The sequence below is a fragment of the Streptomyces sp. NPDC058773 genome (assembly GCF_042746015.1).
In the GTDB taxonomy this organism is placed as follows: Bacteria; Actinomycetota; Actinomycetes; order Streptomycetales; family Streptomycetaceae; genus Streptomyces.
This window is the reverse complement of the sequence record NZ_JBHYPE010000030.1, coordinates 15,529-38,986: the sequence shown is the minus strand read 5'-3', so window position 1 is coordinate 38,986 and position 23,458 is coordinate 15,529. Positions and strand designations below refer to the sequence as shown.

Below are 23,458 nucleotides of genomic sequence, written 5' to 3'. Positions count from 1 at the left end.
GCAGCCGCACGCGGCGTCGGACGGATGCACTGCAGCCCGGATCGACGGGCGAAGTTCAGCGGTACGCAGACGTCGGGAACCACAAAGCGCAGTCTGGAAAGGCTTTTACGGGGAACGGCATCACGGGCGACTTCAATGAGGCGCCCAGCCCCGTCCTTAACCCTGCCGGAAGGCGACTGAGCCAGTCAAGTTAAACAATAAAGCTCACGCCCACTTATAAGGCGCTAACACTTCCTGGGTTACGCTGACTTCCGCCTGCGGGGATGTGTCCCAGCGACGCATCAGGTGCTTTTGAATGTACGTAATCAATTTCCGGCCTCGATGCGCGCACCGTCCGCCGCGCATGCAACAACTCGTCAACAACAACGGTTTCCGGCTGACTACTGACGTGTATCCGAGCGATGCGGATATCCGATTCCGAAGCCTCGGGGACACAGAGGTGACCAGCCGGCCAACTCCAGGAGTTCCGACCCCGTGAGAACCGTGAACAACCCGCCTGCCTTGCCCGTCACGGCACTTCTTCCCCGCGCCCAGGCGGGGGACGGCGGGGCCATGAATGATCTCCTCTGCCACATCGCGCCGTTCGTCGCGCGGTTGTGCAGGGCGGTGGCCCGACGGCACAGTTGCGACGCCGCACAGGAAGCGCTGCTCGCCATCTACCGCGGTATCGGCGGGCTGCGGGAGCCCGCCGCCTTCTACGGCTGGGTCCGGGCGGTCACCGTGCGGGAGGCGGTGCGCACCTCGAAGCGGCTGAGCCAGGGCACCGCGGATGAACTTCCCGAAATAGCGCAGGACAGCAACCCGTTGACTTTTGTTCATATCTCCGACGTGCTGGATCAGCTGTCGGACCAGCACCGCCAGATCCTCGTCCTGCGCGCCGTCTACGGCCTCAACGAGAAGGAGATGGCGATCGCGCTGTCGGTACCCGTCGGCACCGTCCGTTCCCGTTTGCACCGGGCCCGCGGAGTATTCTCCGCCGCCTGGCACGAGATACGCGTCTGAAACGCTGCACGCGAACCACGCGCACAATTCCCCGGTTTCAGGGAATGGCCGACCCGCCCCCTCGCAGGCACGCAACAAGCCAACGAACGGGTGATGATTCCTGTCCGGAGCGAAGGGCATTTTCCCCGCCGGTCATTTCTTCAAATACGAACTGCTACCCCTTTCCTTCACCCGGATTCAACTTCTCCGCAGCACGTTCCGGATACCGACCCGCACACCATGGCGCTGTGACCGCCTGCGCGCGCCGGATTCCCGTTCACGGCGGCGGCCGCGGTCCCGCGGCCCGTCCCTCGGCAAAGCCCACGCGGTCACAGCACCGGGTGTGTCATGCCAGCTGGTAGAGCCGGTCTTCGGACCAGATGGCGGTCACTCCTCCCCATGCGGCGGCCGAGGCCACATCGGGGAAGAACCCATGGCCCTTGTGGTTGGCGCTGGTGTTGCACAGCAGCGGAATGCCGGACAGCGCCTCGTAGGCGGTCAGCAGCCGGTGGACGAACGGCGATTCCCCGGCGTTGACGGTCTGCAGGCGCGCGGTGCCGTCCAGGTGCACGACCGCGGGGACCTTGTCCGCCCAGCCGGGCCGGGTGTCGTGGTCGTACAGCATGTGCGGGTCGGGGGTGCCCGGCAGGAACAGCTCACCCGCCCGGTGTTCGAGGCACACGGGGGCAACGGGCCGGTAGTGCTCCCGGTCCTTGATGCGGTTGAGGTGTTCCTTCATCCGGGGGTCGACGGCCGGTGCGAAGATGCTGCGGTGCCCCAGCGCCCGCGGGCCCAGCTCGGCCCGCCCGGTGAGTACCACGACGGGCTGACCGCTCTCGTGCAGCACCCGCGCGAGACCGTCCACATCGCACGGCCGGGAAGTCCAGCCCGGCGGGTCGCTCTCGGCCGGCAGCAGGCGCGGGCCCTGGTAGACGTGCCAGTCGAGGACGGGCTGTCCGCTGATCCGGGTCCACTCCAGAACGGCGGCACCCAGGGCGGCCCCGGCGTCATTGGGGAAGGGAGGCACCCACACCTCGTCGAACAGCCCCGAGGAGCGAATGCGGCTGTTCCACTTGATGTTCAGTGCACAACCACCGCCCACACACAGCCGGGGCGGCAGGCCGCGATCCGCCATCACCTCGGTCAGGGCGGCAAGGAGACGGCGGCCGAGATACCCCTGGAAACCGGCGATCAGATCGGCATCGCCGAACCCGGACCCTTGGCGGGCGACATGACCCTTGAGCGCACGCGCGAGGTAGTCGCCCATGGTGTAGGACAGCTTCCTGCCGTCCAGCAACTCGGTGATGACGGAGTCGAGTTCGGGGTGGTCCTCGCCGAGCCCTGCGTACGCCATGGCCTTTCCGGCCACGTCCAGGTTGCGGGGCATGGCCTGCCGTATGGGCCCAGCCTTCGCGGCGGCGGCCTCGAACGGCGGCAGTGCGGCGCAGAAATCCGCGAAGATGCTGCCGTACAGCGGGAACAGTTCACCCACCCGCGTCACTTGGAACGGCTCGGGCCGCACGTGGTAGAGGACGGGTGTCATACCGCCGTCCCACACCAGCACCAGTGCGTCCTGGCCCTGCCGGGCGAACGGGCTGGTGGCGTAGGCGCCCATCAGATGCTGAGCACTGTGGTGGTAGCCGGCGTACTCCTGCCCCTGGGCATCGGACCACGGCAGGCCGGTGAAGGTGTGACGCGCCAGGACCTCGGCAGCGGGCTCTTCGAGGTAGGGAGCGACGGGCAGTTCGACCGCGCGGCCGTGGTGGGTCACGCGAAGAGTGGGGTGCTGCGGGTCCTGGCGCAGACGGGGGAACCAGCCGTCGACCACGAAACGATCGATGTCATCCGTCCCGACACCCTCCCGGGACAGCACCTCTTCCGCCATCTCCAGGCGATCGAGGGGCTGGAACCGCTTGTTGTTGTGCAGCTTCTCCATCTCCACCGAGGTCAGGAGCCGGCCGTCCTCGATAAGGGCCAGGCCTCCGTCGTGCGTCAATTTCAGACCGCATATCAGCATGTGTGTCAGCTCTCGTTCTACGAGGGGGCGGTGGTACAGCGGGATGAGCGGCAGGGCCCTGACGCGACGTCCGTTGAGGCGCTTTCATGGAAAAAGAGGAGCGCGCCGCGACGCGCACTCCCCGCCCCGTGCGTGATCTCCGTCACTGAGTTGGCGGCCGGATGGGCTGCGTCCGCACAAAGCCGCGAGGGCCTCGCGGTTCGTTGTCACCAACGAACCCGCGAGACCCTCGCTTCACCCACGGAGACTTCTGGCCTACGCCTCTAGGAGTTCGCGCTGGGCGGGACGTTGGAGGTGTTTGCGCAGCGCTGCTTTTCCTCTTCGGTCAGGTCCCGGGTCTTGTACTTGATGACCTTGTAGGTGATGTCCGCCTCGACATCGGGGAAACTGCGCGGCCCGTCGGCGAATTCATTCGACGTCCACGTTCCCTTCAACTTCTGGGTAACGGGTACTTCCTCGATCCAGCCCGCCTGGTAGGGGCCGATGTGGATCTGGTCCGTGGTTCCCGTAGTGATGCTGCTGAACCAGCTCTTCTCGAACTTCGGCAGCACGGAAGCCGTCACGGTATTGGAAGCGCCGCCGCTGAGCTGCACGCCGACGACCATCGACTCGCCGTTGGTCTCTTCGCTCTTGTAGCTGAGGACGTTGGGGTCAGGGTTCGCGGAGCAGTTCTGACGTTCGTCCACCAGCCGCTTCGGCGTACCCTCCACCGGGTCACCGATCCATTCGCCGGAGTCGACGGAGCACTTGTCACCACAGTCGGCGAGGTACGCGGCGACCTCGTCCGGGGTGTCGAGGTCCCGCGAATGGTCAGCAGGCATGCACGAACCACCGCTGCAAGGGGAGTCCGCCTGCGCCGGGGCAATACCAAAGCCCAGGGTCATGGTGACGGCTGCGGCTGCCACCGCGATCACCTTCGCCCGCTTACTGCCCCGGGACGGGAGCACCTGACGACTCGTGTTCTTCATTTTCACTTCTCTCACTTCGATGTCCGGAGGGGCAGGCACAGGACAGCGCTGACTGCCGGATTTCCGCGCCCTGGGCCCTTGTCCCGGACCATGAATGCTTCCGGTAAAGGGGCTGACGACGGCCGGGCGGCGCCTCTGTCACGTTCCGCAGTGGCGTCCGGCTGCCGTTCTGAGCGCAAGACAACAGGAAAGGCGGGTTACTGGTCATCACACATACCGTGTGATGTTGTTCCAGCCGGCGGGTGATATTCGACCGGCCGGGCGGGTGATGCCGGGCCGGGGGCGGGTGACACCACCCGGGGGTGCGGGTGGCGCCGGAATGCCGTCGCCTCAATTGCGGGTGAAAGCCCGGTCCGGCACGGAGCGGAGTGCGCGTCACTCCGGTGGCCCGATGGCCGCCGGAGTGACGGGAAAGGGGGCGAAGGACGGTGGGGTCAGAGAAGGCCGTAATGACGTGCGGCGCACACCGCCTCCTGGCGATCGCGCACCTGCAACTTGACGTAGATGCGCTTCACCTGCGTCTTGACCGTGTTGATCGAGACATGGCGCCGGGCGGCGATCTGCTGGAGGGTGAGGCGGGTGGGCAGAAGCCGCAGCACCTCGTCTTCGCTGGAGGTCAGCACGTCCGGCACATCCGGCACATCGGCCGAGCCGACAACGTCCGCCACCTCTGGCGCATCTGGCGCCTCGGCCGAGCCGGCCGCCTCGACGGTGTGTGGACCGTCGGCACCCGGCCCTTCTGCGAAGGGGGCGGGCAGCCTCACCTCCGCCGCTCGCCGCCTCGCCTGATTGGCCCGCCCGTGTACGGTGCGCCACCGGCCCGCCGCTCGCCGCACCTCAGCGGCCGCCGCCCTCCCATGACGCGCGATCAACTCTTGGGTGAAGAGTTGCCGGAACAGCGGGTTCTGCTCGTAGGTCCACTCGTCTTCCTGGCGCAGCAGATCCTGCTCCGACGACAGACGGCGCAGCATCAGGCCCGCATCGGCGCGCCCGGTGACGTCCCGGACCAGCGAGGCGTTGAGCCTGTCGAGCACGCTGCACCGCAGCAGCAGCTCCTGGTCCGCCGGCGGCAGCCGCTCCAACAACTCCCGTACGAGGAAGTCGGAGCACAACCGGGTGACCTCCGACCAGCCGGTCAGGCGCCGTGAGAGGCAGCCGTCGCCCACCGGGCCGAGGCGCGTCGCCAGTCGCAGCGCAATGGCCCAGCCTCCGGAGTGCCGGGTGACGGCGGCCGTCTGGTCCGGGGTGAGGCCGAACCCGGTCCTCGTGAACAACTCGCCGGCTTCCGTGACCGTGAAGGCGAGATCGGAGCCCCGCACCTCGGCGAGTTCGCGGGCCGCCCGCAGCTTGTGCAGGGGCAGGCCGGGTTCGCCGCGGGCGGCCAGTACCAGCCGCAGGGCCGGCGGGGCATGCCGAACCAGCTGAAGCACCATCGTGTGCGCGGGTCCCGGCCGCAGCTCGTGAAAGTCGTCCAGTACCAGCACGACGGGAGTGCGCAACGAGCCCATGTCGTGGACCAGTGCGGACACCGAACCGTCCCGCCAGGCGGTCTGGGACATGTACTGCATCGGGCTCCGGCCTCCGGCACCGGCTTGCCGCATCGCTGCCACCAGATGCCGGCACAGCCGCTCCGGTGCGTTGTCCTCCTCGTCGAGGGTCAGCCACGCCAGAGGCCCGGGAAGCTGCTGCGCCCGCGAGCGGGCCCAGGTGGCGAGCAGAACACTCTTGCCGGCCCCGGGCGGGCCGATGACCAGGGTGAGTCGTCTCCGGACCGCCTCGTCCAGCATCCGGAACAGTCTGGTTCGCTCGACCGGGTTCCCCAATGCGGGAGGTGCGAGCTTCGTGGCGAAGACTTCACCCCCGGCGGGATTGCCGCCTCGGCAGTCCCGCGAGGTCATCCGTCTGCCCTTCGACGCCGGTGCACAGCGGGCCCGTCCGGGCGCCCACAGCCGTAATGACGCCCGACAGGGACCGGAGGTTGAGCCTCCGGATGCCCGTCTTCACTGCAGCCGTGACGACTTCGGGAGGGTGTGGGCGGCACGAGCGCACCACCCCGTGACGGGTGAGGAGGCTGTGCCGCCCGCTCCTTCGCGGCGACCGACCGTTTCGCTACTGCTTGTCGCGCGCGGCGAGTCGCTTGGCGACCTCGGTCTTGACCGTCTCCCGCAGCTCGTCTGACGTGAAGCCGAGGTCGCGCAAGATCTGTGCGGCCGGGCTCTCTTCGGCGCGGATCAGGCCCAGCAGCATGTGTTCCGTGCCGACCCAGTCGTGACCGAGGTCGGCCGACGCGCGGCGTGCCTGCTCGATGGCCTCCTTGCTCTCCGGCCGGAACGCGATGTGGCCCCGCGGCGCCTTCTCCCCGGCCGGCGGCAGCGCTTCCGCGATCGCGTCACGGATGCGCTGCTCCGACTCGGCGTTCGCCACCAGCACCGCGTACGCCAGGCCCCGCGGTTCACCGAGGAGGCCGAGCAGGAGGTGTTCGGTGCCGATGGAGTCGTGCTTGTGCGTGCGGGCGGCCTCCTGCGCCAGCACGATGCCGTGCCGGTTCAGGTTGGTGAACCGCTCGAAGGCCGCGGGCGTGTGGCGTTGCTGGGCCGCCTGTTTGGACACTCCGATGGCGTCGCCGATCTCGGTCCATGACGCGCCGTTCTGCTTGGCCTTGCTGACGTAGTGGTCGATGAGCTGGTCACCGAGGTCGGCCAGGGTCTGGGCGCGCAGTCGCGCCTCGCTGATGCGGGCCAGTTCGTTGGCGCCGGGGAGTTCCTCGTCGAGACGGGCGATCAGGTCGGCGAGGCTGATGTCGAGCGGACTCATGCGTCAACTATAAGTTGACGATCTCTCGCCGTCAACACGTAGTTGACGCTCGCTTCCGGGTGCGCCCTCGCGGTGTCGCGCGATGGTCCGGCGCAGCAGTCGGGTCCGATCGCGGCTCACTGGGCCACACGGGAATTGCGTGGTGAAGCAAGCCAGTTGGGTACGGACGCACGATGCGCCGCATGCCCGCCCGGCTCCAGCGGCGGGACGGCCTGGACGCACCCTGCGGCCCGTCCGTAGCCGGTGCAGAGTGGGGGTATGGGCTTCCGGCGGCGCGTTGCGGATCTGTGGCAGCCATGGCAGACAGGTCACGCGCTGCTGGCGATACCGCTCGGGCTGATCGTTGCGATCACGGTCTCGGACGTTCTGGTGCCGGGTGACATTCACCTGGGGCCGCTGCTGATCGTCGCTCCCGCCATCACTCCCTGGTTCGCCGGCCCCTGGTTGACCGGACTCGTGGGCGCGCTCGCCGTCGTGGCCCAGGCATGCATAGCGGTCGTGCGCGACCCCAACGAACTGTTCTCGACCAACCATCAGGTGCAAATCATCGCCCTCGCGGCGCTCTCGCTCGTCATCGTGCTCTTCAGCAGGCAGCGCGAGCGCCGCATTCGCCAGCTGGAACAAGTACGGTCGGTGTCCGAGGCCACACAGCGGGTGGTTCTGCCGCCGCTCCCCCATCGAATGGGTCCGCTGCGGATCGCCTCGGCCTACCGGGCCGCCGCCGACGAGTCACTGATCGGCGGCGACCTGTACGCGGCAACCCGAAGCGGGAACGGCGTGCGATTGCTCATCGGCGACGTCCGCGGCAAGGGCATGACCGCCATCAGCGACGCCTCCGTGATCATGGGGTCCTTCAGGGACGCCGCCCACCGGACCGCCAACCTCGCGGAACTGGCCGCCACGCTTGAGGAGAGCATCTGCCGGCACCTGGCCGAGCACGCGCCGCACGCCGAGGCGGACGAGTTGTTCGAGCAATTCGTCACCGTCCTGATGCTCGACATCCCCGACGAAGGTCAGGTGGCCCGGATGATCAATTGCGGTCATCCTCCGCCCCTGCTGCTGCACAAGCATCACGTAACCGCCCTGCACCCGCGCCAGGCGGCACCCCCGTTGGGCATGTGTGAGCTGCCGAGGACGGGGCTGACCGTCGACCCGTTCACCTTTGAAAGCGGCGACACGCTCCTGCTTTACACCGACGGCATCACCGAAGCCCGATCGTCCGACGGCTCCTTCTACCCGCTCGCCGAACGCATTGCCCAGTGGACCGAGAGCGGCCCTGAAGCGCTCCTGCGCCACATCCGTACCGACCTCCTGGCCTATGTCGGAGGGCAGCTGAACGACGACGCGGCCGCGGTGGCGATACAACGCTCACCGAAACTCGCTCCCGGCCACCAGCTCAGGAAAATGGTCCACATCACGGGTTCACCGGACCAGGCCGACTGAGCCGTCCCCCACAAAAGGCCGCCGAACCGCCACTCCCCCAGTTCCACGGCCAGCCCCAGGAAGAACGATCACTCCCTCCGCCTCGAAAGACCCCGCCCTACCGCGACAGACCGCAGGAGCGAAGCGGATCTTCCCTTAAGAGGCTGGTGCAGCCAAGCATCCCTGGCGCGCGCAGAGTTGGCGCGCGTCACCTGTTTGACCGGTGACGCATGCTGTGCCACAGTCGTCTGACACGCACGCGGCAGTCATCCGAACTCCGGTGCGCGCGGGATCTCCTGCGAGGCGCAGACCGGTCGCAGGGCACGGCACTTCGAGACGCACGGAGGGCTTCACATGATCAACAGGCGTACGTTCGGCCAGGCGCTCGGCCTGGGTGCCGGTGGCGCGGTCGCCGCGACACTGACGGGCGTGTCGGGGGCGGCGCCCGCCTCGGCCGCGACAGAGCAGCGGGCCGGTGCAGCCACGGCGACCGCGACCGGCCCCCACGGGCACGAAGCGTTCCCCCCGCTCAAGAAGGTCAGGGCCGGTCTGCTGGAGATCGGCTACGCCGAGGTGGGGCCGACGCACGGGCCGCCGGTCATCTGCCTGCACGGCTGGCCGTACGACATCCACAGCTTCGCCGAGGTCGCGCCCTTACTGGCGGCGGAGGGCCACCGAGTGATCGTGCCCTATCTGCGCGGCCACGGCACGACGCGCTTCACCTCCCCCCGGACCTTCAGGAACGGGCAGCAGTCGGCCCTCGCCCTCGACACCATCGCCCTGATGGACGCGCTGGGGCTGGAGAAGGCGGTGCTCGCCGGTTTCGACTGGGGAGCGCGGACCGCGAACATCATTGCTGCCCTGTGGCCCGAGCGTTGCAAAGCGCTGGTGTCGGTGGGCGGCTACCTCGTCGTCAACCTGGAGGCGAACCTCCAGCCGCTGCCGCCGGCGACCGAGCACGCCTGGTGGTACCAGTACTACTTCGCCACGGAGCGGGGCCGGATCGCCATGGAGGACAAGGCCAAGCGGCACGACCTGACCCGGCTGGTCTGGGACACCGTCTCCCCGACATGGGACTTCGACGACGCCACCTTCGAGCGCACGGCCGCCGCCTTCGAGAACCCGGACTACGCCGCCATCGTGATCCACAACTACCGCTGGCGACTGAGCCTGGCCGAAGGGGAACGGCGCTACGAGCCGCACGAGAAGCGGCTCGCCACCCGGCCGGTCATCACCGTGCCGACGGTGACGCTCGACGCCGAGCGCGACCCGTTCACGGTCCCGGGCGACGGTTCCGCGTACCGGGACAGGTTCACCGGCCCGTACGACCACCGGACCCTGAGGGGCATCGGCCACAACCTGCCGCAGGAGGCACCCACCGCGTTCGCCCAAGCAGTCATCGACACCGCTGACCTCTGATGGGCCATCAATTACGTGCACCCTTGCGTGTTTTACTGAAATGTCCGGCGCGGCAGGTGAGTTGGTGCGCGTGTCGCCATGCAACCGAGGGAGCAGGAGGCTGACGATGCAGGACCGCAGCACACAGGACAGCGACAGGGACAGCGACTCGGCGGCGCGCCATGAGCGGTTCGGCGCACTGCCCGAGCGGATCGCCTACGAGGACATGGTCGAGGTGAAGGCGGCCTCGTCGAGGGCCCCCGAGCAAGACGCCGGCGACGCCGGGACGAGGGACCTCCTCACCTGCCTGGCATGGGACCTGGTGCTCTGACGCGCGCTCCTCCGCCGCTCGGACCGCGGGCCGCGGCCCTTCGCGCCGACGGCGGAGGAAAAACCCTTCGGACGCCCTCGCGGAGCCTGGTACGGTGACCGCGGAATTGATCCTTCGTAGAGGAGTCCAGACATGGCGGGTGACGACGACATCTCCGGGTGATACCCGGATCCGGTCGACCACCGGCAGGCGCGCCCCCTTGGCAGTGCCGCCGTTGTGGTCATCTCGTCGTCCCCTTTTCCCTGTCTCAGGTGCAGCGCCCTTCCCGCGGCGGTTTCCCCCCGGCCCTGCCTACGGCCCCGCGGAGCGCTCTGCCCTCTTTCTTTCACGAGGTCATCCCCATGTCCGATGCTTCCGTCACCTGCTCCCAGCTGACCTTCTCCTGGCCCGACGACACCCCTGTTTTCGAGGGCCTGTCCTTCACCGTCGGCGCAGGCCGCACGGGCCTGGTGGCGCCCAACGGCTCCGGCAAGAGCACCCTTCTGAAGCTGATCGCCGGTGAACTGGGTTCCACAGCAGGCTCGTTGACCGTCCAGGGCACGATCGGCTACCTCCCGCAGACCCTCCCCCTGGCCGGCGAGCCGACAGTGGCCGAGATCCTCGGCATCGACGCGGTGATCCGCGCCATCGACGCCGTGGAGTCCGGCGACGTGCATGAGGAGCACTTCACGACCATCGGCGACGACTGGGACATCGAAGAGCGCACCCGCGCCCAACTAGACCGGCTCGGCCTCGACCGGCTCGCCCTCGACCGGACCCTGGACACGCTCAGCGGCGGCCAGATCGTCAGCCTCGGTCTGGCGGCGCAGCTGCTCAAGCGCCCCGACGTGCTACTGCTGGACGAACCGACCAACAACCTCGACGCCGAAGCCCGCCACAAGCTCTACGACGTTCTCTCGGACTGGAACGGCAGTCTGCTGCTCGTCAGCCACGACCGTGCCCTGCTCGACCGCATGGACCGTATCGCCGAACTCGACCGCGGCGAACTTCGGCTGTACGGGGGCAACTTCACCCAGTACGAACAGGCCGTACGGGCCGAGCGGGACGTCGCGGAGAAGAACGTGCGCAACGCCGAACAGGAGCTGAAGCGGGAGAAGCGCGAGATGCAGCAGGCCCGCGAACGGGCCGAGCGCCGCGCGAGCAACGCCGCCCGCAACCTCAAGAACGCCGGCCTGCCGCGCATCTTCGCCGGGAACATGAAGCGCGGCGCCCAGGAATCCGCCGGCCGGGCGGGCCAGATGCACGCCACCCGCGTCCACGAGGCACAGGCCCGGCTCGACGAAGCGGGACGCGCCCTGCGCGACGAGCAGCGGCTCGTCCTGGAGCTGCCCGACACCGACGTCCCCGCCGGTCGCACCGTCATCCTGGGCGAGCGGATGCAGATCCGTCACGACGAGCGAAACCTGTTCGCGGGGGACGGCGTCGACCTCACCATCCGCGGTCCCGAACGCATCGCACTCACCGGCCCCAACGGCGCGGGAAAGACCACCCTCCTGCGGCTGATCGCCGGTGACCTCCCCTTGGACGACGGGAACATCACACGTGCCGACGGGCGGATCGCCTCCCTTTCGCAGCGCCTGGACCTGCTCGACCCCGGCCGCACCGTGGCCGAGAACTTCGCGGTCTTCGCCCCGCACCGCCCGGAGGCGGAGCGGATGAACCTGCTCGCCCGTTTTCTGTTCCGCGGCCCCCGGGCACACCTGCCCGTGCACGTACTCTCCGGCGGCGAACGCCTGCGCGCCACCCTCGCCTGCGTCCTCTGTGCCGAACCGGCCCCGCAGCTCCTGCTGTTGGACGAGCCGACCAACAATCTCGACCTGGTCGGCGCGGCCCAGCTGGAGAGCGCCCTGACGTGCTATCGCGGCGCGTTCGTGGTGGTCAGCCACGACGAACGGTTCCTGGAACGGATCGGCGTCGACCGGTGGCTGCGGGTCGCCGACGGCGAGCTGACGGAGACGGGAGCGCCGCAGGGCTGAGCCGCTGACGTACGGGCCATGGCTATGGCCTAGGTGCTACACCTGGTGGGCGCGGAATACGGGCCGGGCCCCGGGCGAGGCGAACGAGTTCCGTGAGGCTCTCGCGCGCCTCGCCCAGGGCGTCGGTCGGGGCATCGGTCACCACCATCGACCCTTGCAAGCACCAAAGTCACCCGTCAAGATGGTGACGTGAATTTGGATCATGTCTTCGTGTGCGGCAATCCGGCCCTGGACTTCGCGGCCACGCTCCGGGCACGCCGCACGACGCGATTCGAGATGTTCGCGACAGCGGACCGCCTGGACGCGTGGTACGTGGAGTCCGGCATCGTCGACTCGGTCTCGCCCGCCCGGCAGACCGACGTGGACCGGGCAACCACCGTTCGGGAGGCCGTCTACCAGCTGATCAAGGCCCGGTGCCGCGACGCGGACTTCGACGACGAGGCCCTGACCGTGGTCAACGACGCGGCACGCAAGGCTCCCGCGGCACCGCAACTGACCCGCTCCGGCCGCTGGACAGCGGCGACACAACGAGAGGCGCTGTCCACGGTCGCCCGGCACGCGGTGGAACTGCTGAGCGGCCCCGACGTACCGCTGCTCAAGGAGTGCGGCAACCCCGAGTGCACCCGCGTCTACATCGACCGCTCGCGCGGCAGCCGGCGCCAGTGGTGCGGCATGGAGTCCTGTGGCAACAAGATCAAGGCCGCCGCCTACCGCGCACGCAGGAAGACCGCTGTCGCCTCCGGGTGATCGCGCTAGCTGTGGCCAGGCTTGCGGCCGGTGGGGTCGATGAGCCCCGGCCGACCGTCATCCGCTACGCGCCCGGCCGTCCCCCATCGGCGACTGCGGTCGCGCCCGGGCGGCGTATCGGCTCCCGGTGCCCGTTGCCTGCTGGTGGCTCAGGGACAGGGCATGCTCATGTAGAGGGCCTTTTCACCCGATGACGGTGTGCCGTCGTAGAGCGCCGTGTCCAGTCCGCAGAAGGTGAATCCCATCCGTCGGTAGGCGTGGATCGCCGGAGCGTTGATGTTCGTGACTTCCAGCCACAGATGTCCGGCACCGCACTCACGGGCGAACTCGACGGCATGGCCCAGCAGGGCACGGCCAACCCCCTTGCCCCGATGGGCCGGAGCGACCTCGATGTCCTCAATGGCCAGTCGCCGGTTCCACGGAGCGTAAGAGACAGCAGCGAAGCCCACTGGACAACCGTCACGGTCGACGGCGACGAAGGTACGGCAGTTCGGATCCTCCTCGGCAGTGTGGCCCTCACCGTCCTCGCTGTCCTCCGCTGGGAAGGCTTTGTGGAGGGGCGGGTCCACCGGGACCTCCTGGAGGGCGAACCCGTCCTCGGTGGCGGTCACGTGGAAGATGGTGCGGGTGGTGAAGGACCCGTCGAGTGCCTCGATGGCCTCGGTGTCCTCGGGTCGGGCAGTGCGGACCTCGTAGTCCATGTCGTCGACGGTCGTCATGGCATGAACCTACGACCGATGGGACCCGTATGGGATCCGTTTTCGGGGCCGATGGGAAACCGGGCTGCCCAGGGCAGGCTGCGGTGACCACCATGCCCTGGACGAACCAGTGCGCCACTTCTCGGATGCGTCGGCACACCGGCAAGCTCCACCTGAGTACCGACGGAGGGACGAAGGCCGTAACGACGGCCTGCCCGCCGCAGATTCGGCGAACTCAAGCGACAGACAGCCTGCAGAATTCAGCAAGCATCCGAATTCAGCGAAGGTAGCCCTCAATCACATCCGCACCGCGCACGGCTCCCCCGCTTTCCCCGATGACCTTGCGCATTCGATCGAGGTTGGCACGTACCGCGGAATCGGAGACGACCCCGGCGACCGCTGCGCGCAATGACTCGGCGGTCACCGTCGCCGCATCCAGCTGCACCCCGAGCCCCAATTCCTGCACTCGCCCGGCGTTGGCAGCCTGCTCGGGCATCTGCGGAACGGTAATCAGCCCGACCCCGTAATACAGGGACTCCATCGTGGAGTTCATGCCGGCATGGGAGATGAAGGCGGCGGCCTTCCGGAGCACGGCGGGCTGCGGGAAGTACGGCCGGACGTCGATGGTGGGTGGGATTTCCCCCAGCTCGGCAAGGTCCACGCCGCCCACGGTCATGGCGACTTGGTACGGGCCTTCCCCAAAGGCCTCCATGCAGGTGCGGTAGAACTCAGGACGGTCGTTGAAGACGGTCCCGAGTGAGATGTAGAGCACGGGGGTGTCGGGGTCGGGAGGCGACCACGATTCGGCGTGCTCCCGGTTTCCCACCGAGGGGCCGATGAAGTGGAAGCGCTCATCGAAGGTGTCACCCGCGGGCTGGAACTCCCGGGGTATGAAGACGAGATTGAGCTTCTCGGTGACCTCTAGGAGGTTCGCCGAATCGAGCGGGACGCCGAACTCGGATGAGAATTCCGCACAGTCGGCGGCGAGCGCGGCGGTCAGAGGATTCTCATCACCGTGCCCCTCCATGAAGGAGGAGAACAGCGAATACTCCTCGTTCGAGGCGAGGTTCGGGATGCATCGCACGGCGGGAATGTTCAGTTGCTCGGCCAGGACCCGGGCCAACCAGTTCATGGCGTCGTAACAGATCGCGTCCGGCGACTCGGTGAGACAGTGCTCCCGCAGCACAGGGTAGGCAGTGCGCATGGCTGCGAACATACGGCGCAGGACGACGGCGATATCCGCAGGGCCGAACTCGCGTGGCGGCGCCCCCATCGCCCCCATCGGGTTCAGTTCCACCCAGCGTGCGCCGGCGCTGATCACCGCTTGGGAATGCTCGGCGCTGGTGGCGTAGTCCACTCGGTGCCCTCGCCGCACCAGTTCCTGGACCAACGGCAGTGTGGGATTGACATGCCCGTGCCCCGCAAGGGCCACAAATAACAGGTGTTTCGGCATATTGCGCATCCTACCGAGCCCGGATTCCCGGGTCAGCCGCATTCCTGCCACCGGGCCAGGGCGCTGCGGACCGGGCGACCCGTCCGGCTGTCACACAGGCCAACCCACCTTGCGCTGCGCTCCGCGCTTCGATCCTGAAGTTGATCAACGAACCCGGCAGCCACGATTCCGTCATCGGCAGGGCATCGGCGTTTCGGCCACTCGGCGGTCATCGAGCGGCGTTGCAGGACAAGGGCCGGTGTATCCCACATCCTCCACGAACCGCTCGGCGTCGGGGTTTTGGGGCCGTCCGAAAAACATGTGTTCGAAATTCTCGCTCGGTCGTTGAGCCTGGTGACGCAGGATCGAACGTCACAGGGGGGATCGACGTTGACATCGACCGGACGACGCCGCGATGCGGACGAGGGCGAGCGAAGCGCGGCAGCGGCGGAGGGGATCTCGAACGCGGAGCGCGAGCTCTACGGGGGCCGACTCCGCTGGGATCAGACCTTCGTCCAATACGAGGGTGCCTTGACCCGGCTGAGATTCGGGCAGATGGCGGCTGCGTTGCCGCGCATGGTGGGGATGGTGCTGCGCACCGGATGGGAGGCGGACCGGCGGGCGCTGGTCGGCGTCGTGGCCGCGCAGGTCGGGCAAGGGGTGACCGCAGCATGGGGGCTGGTCGCGGTCAATCGTGTGCTGACACAGCTCTTCGCGGACGGGCCGACCGCGGACAAACTGCGTGACGCCGTGCCGTCGCTGGTGGTGTTGGCGGTGGTGTCGGTGGGATCGGCGCTGCTGACGGCGTGGTCGACGGCGATGTCCGGCCGGTTGGAGCCGCAGGTGGAGCGCGCCGTGTCGGCCCGGTACTACGCGGCCGTCACCCAGGTCGAGGTGGAGGCGACCGAGCGGCCGGAGGTCCAACGGGTCTTGGAGGCGGGGAGATTCGGCACTGACTCGGCACGCAGCATGCTGCGGCTCTCGGTGGGTGTGGGCAACGTCCTGATCGGCATGGTGGCGGCAGCTGTTGTCCTGGTGTCGCTGCACTGGATTTTGCTGCCGATGCTGTTGGCGATCGCCTTTCCCAAGGGGTGGGGGGCGGTGCGCTCCGCTCGTCGCGAGTACATCTCCCGGCTGAACTGGGTCGATCACCGGCGTGCGATCTCGTCGTTGCTGGCCTATCTGACGCGGCCGCATGCCGCCGGAGAGATCCGGGTGCACGCGGCCGGAGCGATGCTGCTGCGGGGGTACGAGGAGATGTCCCGGCTGACGGAGGCGGAGCAGCGGCGGCTGGCGCGGGCGCAGGCGCAGACGGGGCTGGTCGCCGGTGGCTTCGCCGGTCTGGCATCACTGGCCTGCTACGGCTTGCTGTGGTGGCTGCTGGCTGTCGGCGGGCTGCCGCTTGCCGTTGGCGGCACCGCGGTGATCGCCATCCGTAACTCCACTGAGCGGCTGACGTCCCTCGTTCAGCAGGTCAACCGGCTGTACGAGGAGTTGCTGTTCCTCACCGACACCAAGCACGCCACCGAAGTGGCCACCGAGCACGCGATCCCCAGTACCGGCAAGCCCCTGCCCTCCCCCGCACGCGCGGTGCACGTGGAGGACGTGTCGTATACCTACCCCGGGGCCGAGTCCTCTTCGTTGAAGGGAGTGAGCCTGTCGGTCCATAAGGGCAAGGTGACGGCCCTGGTGGGCGCGAACGGCTCGGGCAAGACGACCTTGACCAAGATCGTGGCAGGGCTGCTGCTGCCCACTGAAGGGAGCGTGTGGTGGGAGGGCGAGCCCGGTGAACGGGTCGAGGTCCGCGAGGCCGACCGCAGGGAGGTCTTCGCCTCGGTCGGGCTGCTGGGACAGGACTTCCCGCACTGGGAGATGACCGCGGCCACCAATGTGGCCATCGGCGCCGGCGACCGCCCCCGGGACATGCACCAGGTCAAGGAGGCTGCACAGGCCGCTGACGTGCACGCACTCATCGCCGGCTTGCCCCACGGATACGACTCGATCGTCTTCAAGGGGTACGAGCGCGGGGTCCAGCTCTCGGGCGGTCAGTGGCAGAAGCTGGGAACCGCTCGCAGCCGGTACCGGAACGCACCGTTCTTCCTGGTCGACGAACCCACCTCGGCACTCGATCCGCACGCGGAGATCGCGGCGTTCGAGGGTCTGTGGTCGCTGGCCGAACAGGGCCACGCGGTCGTGCTGGTCACACACCGGCTGGCGGCCACCGCGAAGGCCGACCACATCTACGTTCTCGATCAAGGGCGCGTCGTCGAAGAGGGCACCCACGAGCAGCTCATGGCTGTCGACGACGGCCTCTACCGGGGCATGTTCGCCGCCCAGGCCGCCCAGTACGGCCTCGGCCGGCCCGCTGCAGATGCGTTGCCCGCCCCACGAGACAGTTCCACTCCTCGGCGTGAGGAGGCCCGGTGACGCACCCCAGGCCCGCGGACATGCCCCCTCGCGACGCGCTCTCGATCCCGGTGAGCGGCAGGAGGCGGGGCTTCCCCGGACCCACCGCTCTGTCTCCTCCCCCGGACGCTGCATGGCGGAGTCCCCCGGGCGCGGAGCTACAGAACGTCCGGCGCTCTATGGCGATATTCCTCGGGGATCTGCTGCTCGAACCAGACGACCTTGCCGGTGCTCAGCATCGTCGCTCCCCAGCGCTGGGCGAGCTGGTCGACCAGGAACAGGCCGCGTCCGCCCTCGTCACCCGCCCGAGCGCACCGCATCCGGGGCAGCTGCGGCGAATCGTCGCCCACCTCGCACCGGAGGAGGTCGGTGCGGAGCAGCCGCAGGGCGATCGGCCGGGAGGCATAGCGCACCGCGTTCGTCACCACCTCGCTGACCATGAGCTCAGTCGCGTCGAGCATCGAGCCCAGGCCCCAGCGGTGCAGCGCCCTGCGGGTCAACTGCCTTGCCCGGCCCGCCGTTTGCGGCTGGGGGCTGAGGAACCAGTACGCGACATTGCGCGACGGAAAGCCGTCGAACCGGGCGGCTATCAGCGCAACGTCATCAGCGCGGGCGTCCGGGTCCAGGATGGTCAGCACCGCGTCGCAGAGCACTTCGAGTGGTGGGGAGGTGAGCCCGGCGGCAGCGGCTTCCAGGCGGGTACGCAGCAGCTCCACTCCCGTCCAGACATCCATGTTCCTCGACTCGACAAGGCCGTCGGTGTACAGGAGCAGCGTCGCCCCGGTGGGCGCGGGCATTTCCACGGTTTCGAAGGGAACGCCGCCCACTCCGATCGGCGCGCCGGGCGGGACCTGAAGTACTTCTCCCGAACCGTCCGAATTGAGCAGTACCGGGGGCGGATGGCCCGCGTCGGCCATCTGCAGCCGCTGCGATATCGGGTCGTAGATGGCATAGATACAGGTCGCCATGTGGTCACTGCTGAGGCGCTGGGCCTGCTCGTCGAGGTGGTAGAGGACCTCTTCCGGCGGCAGGTCGAGCCTGGCGAGGGTCTGCACGGTGGTGCGCAGCTGGCCCATGATCGCCGCGGAGGTGATGGAGTGGCCCATGACATCGCCGACGACCAGCGCAACGCGGTTGCCGGGCAGCGGGATCGCGTCGTACCAGTCCCCGCCCACCTGAGAGGTCCCGGCTGCCGGCAGATACCGGCTCGCCAGCCGGATGCCCGTGGTCTCGGGGAGTGACGACGGCAGCATCGTGAGCTGGAGTGCATCGGCGACGGAGGCTTCGGAGCTGTCCGGCACCGGCTCGTCGACGCCGAAGGCGGTGTGCGTGGCGAGCTGGGACGCGACGAGCAGATCGTCCGTGGTGAAGGTGGACCGGTCGGCTCCGCGCAGGAAGGCAACGGTCCCGATGAGGTGATGGCGGCCGTGCAGTGGGGCGATGATCAGCCGTCGGCCCGGTGCCGGTGTGGTCGGGATGCTCGCCACGGGCTCCAGCAGCTCGGCCACTGTGGGCGCGATCTCCGGGGCATCGCCGAACATGGGCTCTCGGGTCAGCAGGGACTCGACGAACCGTCCGGTGACCGTATAAGGCCTGATCGCGGCGGCCCCTGGAGGCGGCGTCGTAGCGACCCCGTCCTCCGACCCCTCGGGGAGGCTGTGCAGTCGCAGGACAAGAGGCTCGGCGGCTTGCCTTGCGCCGGTCGGCAGCGGATGGCGCAGATGCACGAGAATCGCGTCGGCGAACGCGGGAATCGCGGCCTGGCGCAGTTCTCGGACCGATTCGTCCAGGTCGGTGCCGCGGGCGATCCGGCGCGTCGCGACTTCGAGGAACCGAAGCCGGTCGGACTGGTCCTCGGGGGCACGTTCCGTCCGGTCCCCGGGCCCCTCCGCAGGGCGCTCGGCGGACGGTGCGGGACCGGTGGCGCCGGAGCCTTGGGCGGTCAGGCCCTCCCGGTATTCGTCGGGCGTCTGGCCCTCGGCACGGAGGCTTCCCGGGGCCCCGGGACGCAGCGGCCAGGACTGCGGTGTCCGTGAGGGTGCTGGGCCCGGCTGCACGGTCGACGGGGACCGTTCCTCGTCGGGCTGCGGGGGCTGCCGCCTGGTCGGCTGAGGCGGCGCGGTGGTGTGGGTGTGGGCGTCGGCTTTGGCACTGGCCTGCGCGTTGGCGGTGGCACTGGCTTCGACGGGTGTCGCACGCACGGTCACGTCCCGGGGACCAGGGCTGCCCCCGGCCCCGGCGGAGAAGCTGCCGGGGCCTTGATCAGGGGTGCGGGACTCCCTCACTCGTCTCGCCCGTCCGGTGGGTGCCAAGGACCTCGCGGCGCGGCCTCAGTCGCGTCGCGTGCAATGGAGAAACAGCTGTTCCTCAGGCGGCACGTCCGAGATCGCCGGAGCGTAGCTGTATGAGGACTCCTCGATGACCTTGAAGTCCGCCTCCTCGACGACCTTGCGCAAGTCGTCCCGCAGGTAGCCGGAGACCCGGATGGCGTTGCCGAGAAACGGGATCTTGAAGTCGTCCACGTCGGCCTCGACCATCGAGAGGGTGAACAAGCCACGGGGGATCAGCAGGTCGTGGACCGTGCGCAGCGCGTCGGGGATCTCCGCGCGCGGCAGCATCAGCAGGGAGAAGAAGGCCACGACCGCACCGAAGCGACCCAGGTCGTGCGGGCCGTCGGGCCCGAGATCGGCGATGTCCAGCCGGTGGAACGTTGCGCCGGGCACATGCTTCCGGGCGAGATCGACCATCCCACGGGACAGATCGACGCCGACCACCTCGAACCCCGCCTCCACCAGCTGCCGGGCGGTCGGGAGACCGGTTCCTGACCCCAGGTCCAGCACACGGGCTCCGGCGGGCAGCGCCCCGATCAGCCACTCGGCGGCCGCGAGCTGCCCCTCCTTGTACGGGAACGCCTCGTCATAACGGTCGCCGATCGCATCGAAGGCCTCGGCCTGCCCTTCGCGATCATGCCCCATGCCCTCGGGAACGGTCTCGTCGCTTCCGTAATCGACCTCGATGAACCCTCTGCTCACGAATTGCACCTCTTTTCGTGCAGCCATTCGATTGTATCGACAATGTGCCCCTTTCATCTGCTGTGGCTGTGCGTGGATACGTCCGGCCCTCCTGCCTTACACGGCACGAGCTGCATGCCACTCCAGGGATGGGATCTCAGGGGCCGGCGCATGGGCGGAGACGGGCGGCGCGGCCCCGCTCCATGGCACGTCGAGGCGGCGGGCAAGGGCTTCACACCGGGACAGGGCGTGAGTGCCACGGCCGTCGCGGGGAGGTCGGCAGGTGGCTGGCGAACGTACCGGGGAATGCCCCCACCGGCGAGGACTCGCCAACTCGCTCTGCGAACCCTGCGACGGACCACCGTGCGCCGGCTGCCGAACGGACACCCAGCACGTGTCCGATGAAACCCGGCGAGGTGAAAGGCCGTCATGTCCTGTGTACCGACAGTGTCCATCCCCACCGACCACTGCCTCCAGGAGCCTCGCATGGCCGCCAGCCCCACACCATCGGCCCCCGCTTCGATACCCGCTCCGCCCACCCCGGCTGTCCCGACTGCTCCGTCCGCGCCCGCCGGTTCGATGTCCCGTCGCCGCCACCGGATCACCCTGGCCGTGGCCACGGGCACCTTGCTCACGACCGTCGCGCCGGTGCCCGCCACAGCCGCGCCCAAGCCCCCGGCCGACAAGGTCTCCACCGTCACTTACACCGCCGGCGAACGCAAGGAGGCTCTCTCCTACTGGACCCCCGCCCGCATCAAGGCCGTGGGGAAGTCCGTGGACCTCGGCCCGACCGGTCCGAAGTCCCAGCCGTGGCACGGGGCGGCCATGAAGACCGTCGGGCGGCTCTTCTTCGTCAACGCCGACGGAACCGACACCTGGTGCACGGCCACCGCCGTACGGAGCGCCAACCGCTCCGTGGTGATGGCCGCCGGACACTGCGTACGCCGCCCCGCCTCGCCCGTCAACACCTACATCGACCTGGTCTTCGTGCCCGGCTACCACAAGGGCGCGCAGCCTTACGGCGCCTTCCCGGTGCGCGCCACCCTGACCCCGCGCACCTGGGCGGAGGACGCGGTGAACGACGTGGCCGCACTGGTCGTGGACGCCGACGCCAAGGGCCGTGAGCTCACCGATGTGGTGGGCGGCCAGGCCATCGCCTTCGGCCACCGGGCCGGCGGGCGGACCGTGGCTTTCGGCTACCCCGCCACCCGCCCGCAGCGCGGCGAGGAACTGCTGCACTGCACCGGTACGGCAGCGCCGGCCCGCGACAACGAGCAGTCCGTGCCGTGCGACATGAACGGCGGCTCCAGCGGCGGCCCCTGGCTGACCGACTTCAACGCCAAGACCGGTCAGGGCGTCCTGGTCTCCGTCAACAGCCACGGCGACGCGCAGACGGACAGCACCCACATGTACGGACCGGTCCTCGGTGACGTCGCCAAGCAGGTGTACGCACGGGCGGAACGCGGCTGAACCGGTGGGCAACCCGCAGAACGGAGCCCCGCCCCGGACTGGGATCGACGTGGAGGCGGGCCGCGCAGTGATCCGGCGACGTGGCTGAGGCCGTCTCCTCCGCTCTGCTGAGGCGGTCCCGCAGCCCCGGCTTCGCGCAAGCAGCGAACGGGTGGGCGGGCGGCTGTCGTTACGAAGGCCTGCCCCGGAACCGGGCGCATCCTTGCCGCTGACGCAGTTGGGACACCATGTCGATCTCGGTTCGGATAGAAATCTGCCTAGGCGGTGTGGAGAACGACGGCGCCCCATGGAAGGCAGTCAGTAGACAGGAGTGAGCAGTCGGCAGGTCCCGAGGCCGGCCGGCACTTCCCCTCCGCCATGCGAACTCGATCCCCAAGGCTCTCGGTTGAGCACACAAGGAGCAGGCGACCATGAACCTCGGCAGGAAAACCGCGCTCGTATTCGGCACGATGATGTGCACCCTGGCAGCTCTCCCCTCGGCGGCGCAGGCCGCGCCCCGTGCGGACTCGTTGCCGAGCGAGAGCGAATGGCTCGATGACGTCGCCCCCGTAGCAGCGGATCTCCAGAGTTATCTGGAGCAGCGCCTGGGCAGCGTCGGCGGGGTTGAGAAGCTAAGCCCGCCGTCGTCCTGGACATCGACAACACCTCTCTGGCCACGCACTACGACAAGGGCAAGGCCATCGAGGCCATTCTGCACGCCACGGAGTACGCCCATGGACACGGTGCGGCGGTGCTGTTCGCCTCGTACCGCAGCGCCGACTCGCACGACTCCACGACCGAGCAGCTGACTTCGGCCGGATACACCGTCGACGGGCTCTGCCTCAAGCCGGAAGGCGACAGCCCCGGCAAGGCAGAGGTCAAACTCGGCTGCCGCAAGAAGTACGAAGCAGAGGGATACACGCTGATAGCCAATGTCGGGAACCGCAGCACCGACTTCGAGGGAGGGCACTACGAGAAGGGCTTCAAGCTGCCTGACTACAACGGTGAGTTGAGCTGAGCCGACGGGAGTTCCCGGCTGAGGGCCCGCCACACCGTGGCGGGCCTGCTCGCCTGCGCCCGTCCCGGCGAACCGTCCCAGTTGCAGCACATGTCAGCAGTCCGTCTCCTGCGACTCCTTCTCCAGCCGTGCCCAGGTGTGGGTGTCCAGGATGTCGTGAGGGCCGATGCGGGAGAGTTCGGTGCCGTCGCGTCCGAAAGCCACGATGACGGGACGGTCGACGGCAGCACTGTGCGGCGACAGCCAGGCGACGATGAGTTTGCGCCGCTTGGGGGCATCGATCCTGCGGTTGCCTACGAGCAGATGGCCGACGTCCGGGCCGAGGTGGATTTCGGCGCAGTTGAGATAGGGGTCCGGGGACATGAAGTGCTGCGCGCCCAGGCGGCGGGCGTGGCTGACGCTGCCCCCGCATCCGGCGATCTCCAGTACGTCGGCGTCAGGAGGGTCGTCCTCAGCCGGACTGCTACTACTGCCGCCTGTGTAATGCCACCGCTCGTCGTGCCACTCCAGGAAGGTGGTGTGCTCCTGCGCACGTGTGGACTTGGGCCGCCACAGGAGCCACACCGCCCCGATGCCGGTGTGGGTGTCGATGTCGGCCGACATCACCGTCAGCACACGCCTCGGCAGCCATGGCGGCTGAGGCTCTGCCCCCGCCAGCACCCGCCTCATCACGCCAGGCAGAAGAGCCTTGGCCCAACGCTCCACCGACAAGGTCTCTCTCCATAACCGCATACGCATGCGGTACCCGGTGCGCCACGACACAAGCCCAGTTCGCCGTCGTTCTTCGGCA

General features: G+C 68.5%; 18 protein-coding genes. 9 read left to right on the top strand and 9 right to left on the bottom strand.

The features are described 5' to 3' along the window. Positions 1–552: 552 nt before the first annotated feature. The gene (locus ACFW5B_RS24160; RefSeq protein ID WP_386443196.1) at positions 553–1,002 is read left to right on the top strand and encodes an RNA polymerase sigma factor; all 450 of its coding nucleotides are present in this window, start codon (positions 553–555) and stop codon (positions 1,000–1,002) included. Between the two features lie 325 nt (positions 1,003–1,327). Here ACFW5B_RS24160 and ACFW5B_RS24155 read toward each other — a convergent pair whose 3' ends face one another. The 4 genes from ACFW5B_RS24155 to ACFW5B_RS24140 form a co-directional block, all read right to left on the bottom strand. Further along, positions 1,328–2,998, bottom strand: a complete 1,671-nt coding sequence (locus tag ACFW5B_RS24155; RefSeq protein ID WP_386443193.1) for a carbamoyltransferase N-terminal domain-containing protein — start codon at positions 2,996–2,998, stop codon at positions 1,328–1,330. 263 nt (positions 2,999–3,261) lie between these two features. After that, complete coding sequence (locus ACFW5B_RS24150; RefSeq protein WP_386443191.1) at positions 3,262–3,819, bottom strand: hypothetical protein; 558 nt, start codon at positions 3,817–3,819, stop codon at positions 3,262–3,264. A gap of 581 nt (positions 3,820–4,400) precedes the next feature. Beyond that, on the bottom strand, positions 4,401–5,789 hold the full coding sequence (locus ACFW5B_RS24145) for an AAA family ATPase (RefSeq protein WP_386443315.1): 1,389 nt from the start codon (positions 5,787–5,789) through the stop codon (positions 4,401–4,403). A gap of 286 nt (positions 5,790–6,075) precedes the next feature. After that, positions 6,076–6,780, bottom strand: a complete 705-nt coding sequence (locus ACFW5B_RS24140) for a Clp protease N-terminal domain-containing protein (protein WP_386443188.1) — start codon at positions 6,778–6,780, stop codon at positions 6,076–6,078. Between the two features lie 258 nt (positions 6,781–7,038). On the opposite strand from ACFW5B_RS24140, the gene ACFW5B_RS24135 reads away from it, so the two are divergent. The 5 genes from ACFW5B_RS24135 (at position 7,039) to ACFW5B_RS24115 (ending at position 12,654) form a co-directional block, all read left to right on the top strand. Beyond that, on the top strand, positions 7,039–8,223 hold the full coding sequence (locus ACFW5B_RS24135) for a PP2C family protein-serine/threonine phosphatase (RefSeq protein WP_386443185.1): 1,185 nt from the start codon (positions 7,039–7,041) through the stop codon (positions 8,221–8,223). A 333-nt stretch (positions 8,224–8,556) separates the two neighbouring features. Further along, positions 8,557–9,621 (top strand): alpha/beta fold hydrolase, encoded by a 1,065-nt coding sequence (locus ACFW5B_RS24130; protein ID WP_386443183.1) that lies wholly within the window; start codon positions 8,557–8,559, stop codon positions 9,619–9,621. A 106-nt stretch (positions 9,622–9,727) separates the two neighbouring features. Further along, positions 9,728–9,931, top strand: a complete 204-nt coding sequence (locus tag ACFW5B_RS24125; RefSeq protein WP_386443180.1) for a hypothetical protein — start codon at positions 9,728–9,730, stop codon at positions 9,929–9,931. A 341-nt stretch (positions 9,932–10,272) separates the two neighbouring features. After that, entirely contained in the window at positions 10,273–11,907 is a 1,635-nt protein-coding gene (gene abc-f / locus ACFW5B_RS24120) for a ribosomal protection-like ABC-F family protein (RefSeq protein ID WP_386443177.1), read from the top strand. 189 nt (positions 11,908–12,096) lie between these two features. Beyond that, on the top strand, positions 12,097–12,654 hold the full coding sequence (locus ACFW5B_RS24115; RefSeq protein WP_386443174.1) for a CGNR zinc finger domain-containing protein: 558 nt from the start codon (positions 12,097–12,099) through the stop codon (positions 12,652–12,654). Positions 12,655–12,803: 149 nt separating this feature from the next. On the opposite strand, the gene ACFW5B_RS24110 is transcribed toward ACFW5B_RS24115, so the two are convergent. Further along, complete coding sequence (locus ACFW5B_RS24110) at positions 12,804–13,373, bottom strand: GNAT family N-acetyltransferase (protein ID WP_386443171.1); 570 nt, start codon at positions 13,371–13,373, stop codon at positions 12,804–12,806. A 256-nt stretch (positions 13,374–13,629) separates the two neighbouring features. After that, a complete protein-coding gene (locus ACFW5B_RS24105; RefSeq protein WP_386443168.1) occupies positions 13,630–14,805 on the bottom strand; it encodes a macrolide family glycosyltransferase in 1,176 nt (391 codons plus the stop codon). A gap of 534 nt (positions 14,806–15,339) precedes the next feature. Here ACFW5B_RS24105 and ACFW5B_RS24100 point away from each other — a divergent pair. Further along, positions 15,340–17,211, top strand: coding sequence for an ABC transporter ATP-binding protein (locus ACFW5B_RS24100; protein WP_386443164.1), 1,872 nt, complete (start codon positions 15,340–15,342; stop codon positions 17,209–17,211). Positions 17,212–17,348: 137 nt separating this feature from the next. Here the strand turns inward: ACFW5B_RS24100 and ACFW5B_RS24095 are convergent, their stop codons facing one another. Continuing rightward, positions 17,349–19,391, bottom strand: coding sequence for a SpoIIE family protein phosphatase (locus ACFW5B_RS24095; RefSeq protein WP_386443161.1), 2,043 nt, complete (start codon positions 19,389–19,391; stop codon positions 17,349–17,351). 129 nt (positions 19,392–19,520) lie between these two features. Further along, complete coding sequence (locus ACFW5B_RS24090; RefSeq protein WP_386443158.1) at positions 19,521–20,222, bottom strand: class I SAM-dependent DNA methyltransferase; 702 nt, start codon at positions 20,220–20,222, stop codon at positions 19,521–19,523. 627 nt (positions 20,223–20,849) lie between these two features. Here ACFW5B_RS24090 and ACFW5B_RS24085 point away from each other — a divergent pair. Both ACFW5B_RS24085 and ACFW5B_RS24080 read left to right on the top strand, forming a co-directional pair. After that, positions 20,850–21,671 carry a trypsin-like serine peptidase gene (locus ACFW5B_RS24085; protein WP_386443155.1) on the top strand — a complete coding sequence of 274 codons (822 nt, stop codon included), beginning with the start codon at positions 20,850–20,852 and terminating at the stop codon, positions 21,669–21,671. Positions 21,672–22,401: 730 nt separating this feature from the next. Continuing rightward, complete coding sequence (locus ACFW5B_RS24080; RefSeq protein WP_386443152.1) at positions 22,402–22,668, top strand: HAD family acid phosphatase; 267 nt, start codon at positions 22,402–22,404, stop codon at positions 22,666–22,668. Positions 22,669–22,761: 93 nt separating this feature from the next. On the opposite strand, the gene ACFW5B_RS24075 is transcribed toward ACFW5B_RS24080, so the two are convergent. Continuing rightward, a complete protein-coding gene (locus ACFW5B_RS24075; RefSeq protein ID WP_386443149.1) occupies positions 22,762–23,271 on the bottom strand; it encodes a hypothetical protein in 510 nt (169 codons plus the stop codon). Between the last annotated feature and the right edge of the window lie 187 nt (positions 23,272–23,458).

What these genes read in the sequence shown, in the direction of transcription:
- ACFW5B_RS24105 (WP_386443168.1), bottom strand. Translation starts at nt 14,805, where the DNA reads ATGCCGAAACACCTGTTATTTGTGGCCCTTGCGGGGCACGGGCATGTC.
- ACFW5B_RS24125 (WP_386443180.1), top strand. Translation starts at nt 9,728, where the DNA reads ATGCAGGACCGCAGCACACAGGACAGCGACAGGGACAGCGACTCGGCG.
- ACFW5B_RS24075 (WP_386443149.1), bottom strand. Translation starts at nt 23,271, where the DNA reads ATGTCGGCCGACATCGACACCCACACCGGCATCGGGGCGGTGTGGCTC.
- ACFW5B_RS24130 (WP_386443183.1), top strand. Translation starts at nt 8,557, where the DNA reads ATGATCAACAGGCGTACGTTCGGCCAGGCGCTCGGCCTGGGTGCCGGT.
- ACFW5B_RS24160 (WP_386443196.1), top strand. Translation starts at nt 553, where the DNA reads ATGAATGATCTCCTCTGCCACATCGCGCCGTTCGTCGCGCGGTTGTGC.
- ACFW5B_RS24140 (WP_386443188.1), bottom strand. Translation starts at nt 6,780, where the DNA reads ATGAGTCCGCTCGACATCAGCCTCGCCGACCTGATCGCCCGTCTCGAC.
- ACFW5B_RS24110 (WP_386443171.1), bottom strand. Translation starts at nt 13,373, where the DNA reads ATGACGACCGTCGACGACATGGACTACGAGGTCCGCACTGCCCGACCC.
- ACFW5B_RS24155 (WP_386443193.1), bottom strand. Translation starts at nt 2,998, where the DNA reads ATGCTGATATGCGGTCTGAAATTGACGCACGACGGAGGCCTGGCCCTT.
- ACFW5B_RS24135 (WP_386443185.1), top strand. Translation starts at nt 7,039, where the DNA reads ATGGGCTTCCGGCGGCGCGTTGCGGATCTGTGGCAGCCATGGCAGACA.
- abc-f (WP_386443177.1), top strand. Translation starts at nt 10,273, where the DNA reads ATGTCCGATGCTTCCGTCACCTGCTCCCAGCTGACCTTCTCCTGGCCC.
- ACFW5B_RS24150 (WP_386443191.1), bottom strand. Translation starts at nt 3,819, where the DNA reads ATGCCTGCTGACCATTCGCGGGACCTCGACACCCCGGACGAGGTCGCC.
- ACFW5B_RS24100 (WP_386443164.1), top strand. Translation starts at nt 15,340, where the DNA reads ATGGCGGCTGCGTTGCCGCGCATGGTGGGGATGGTGCTGCGCACCGGA.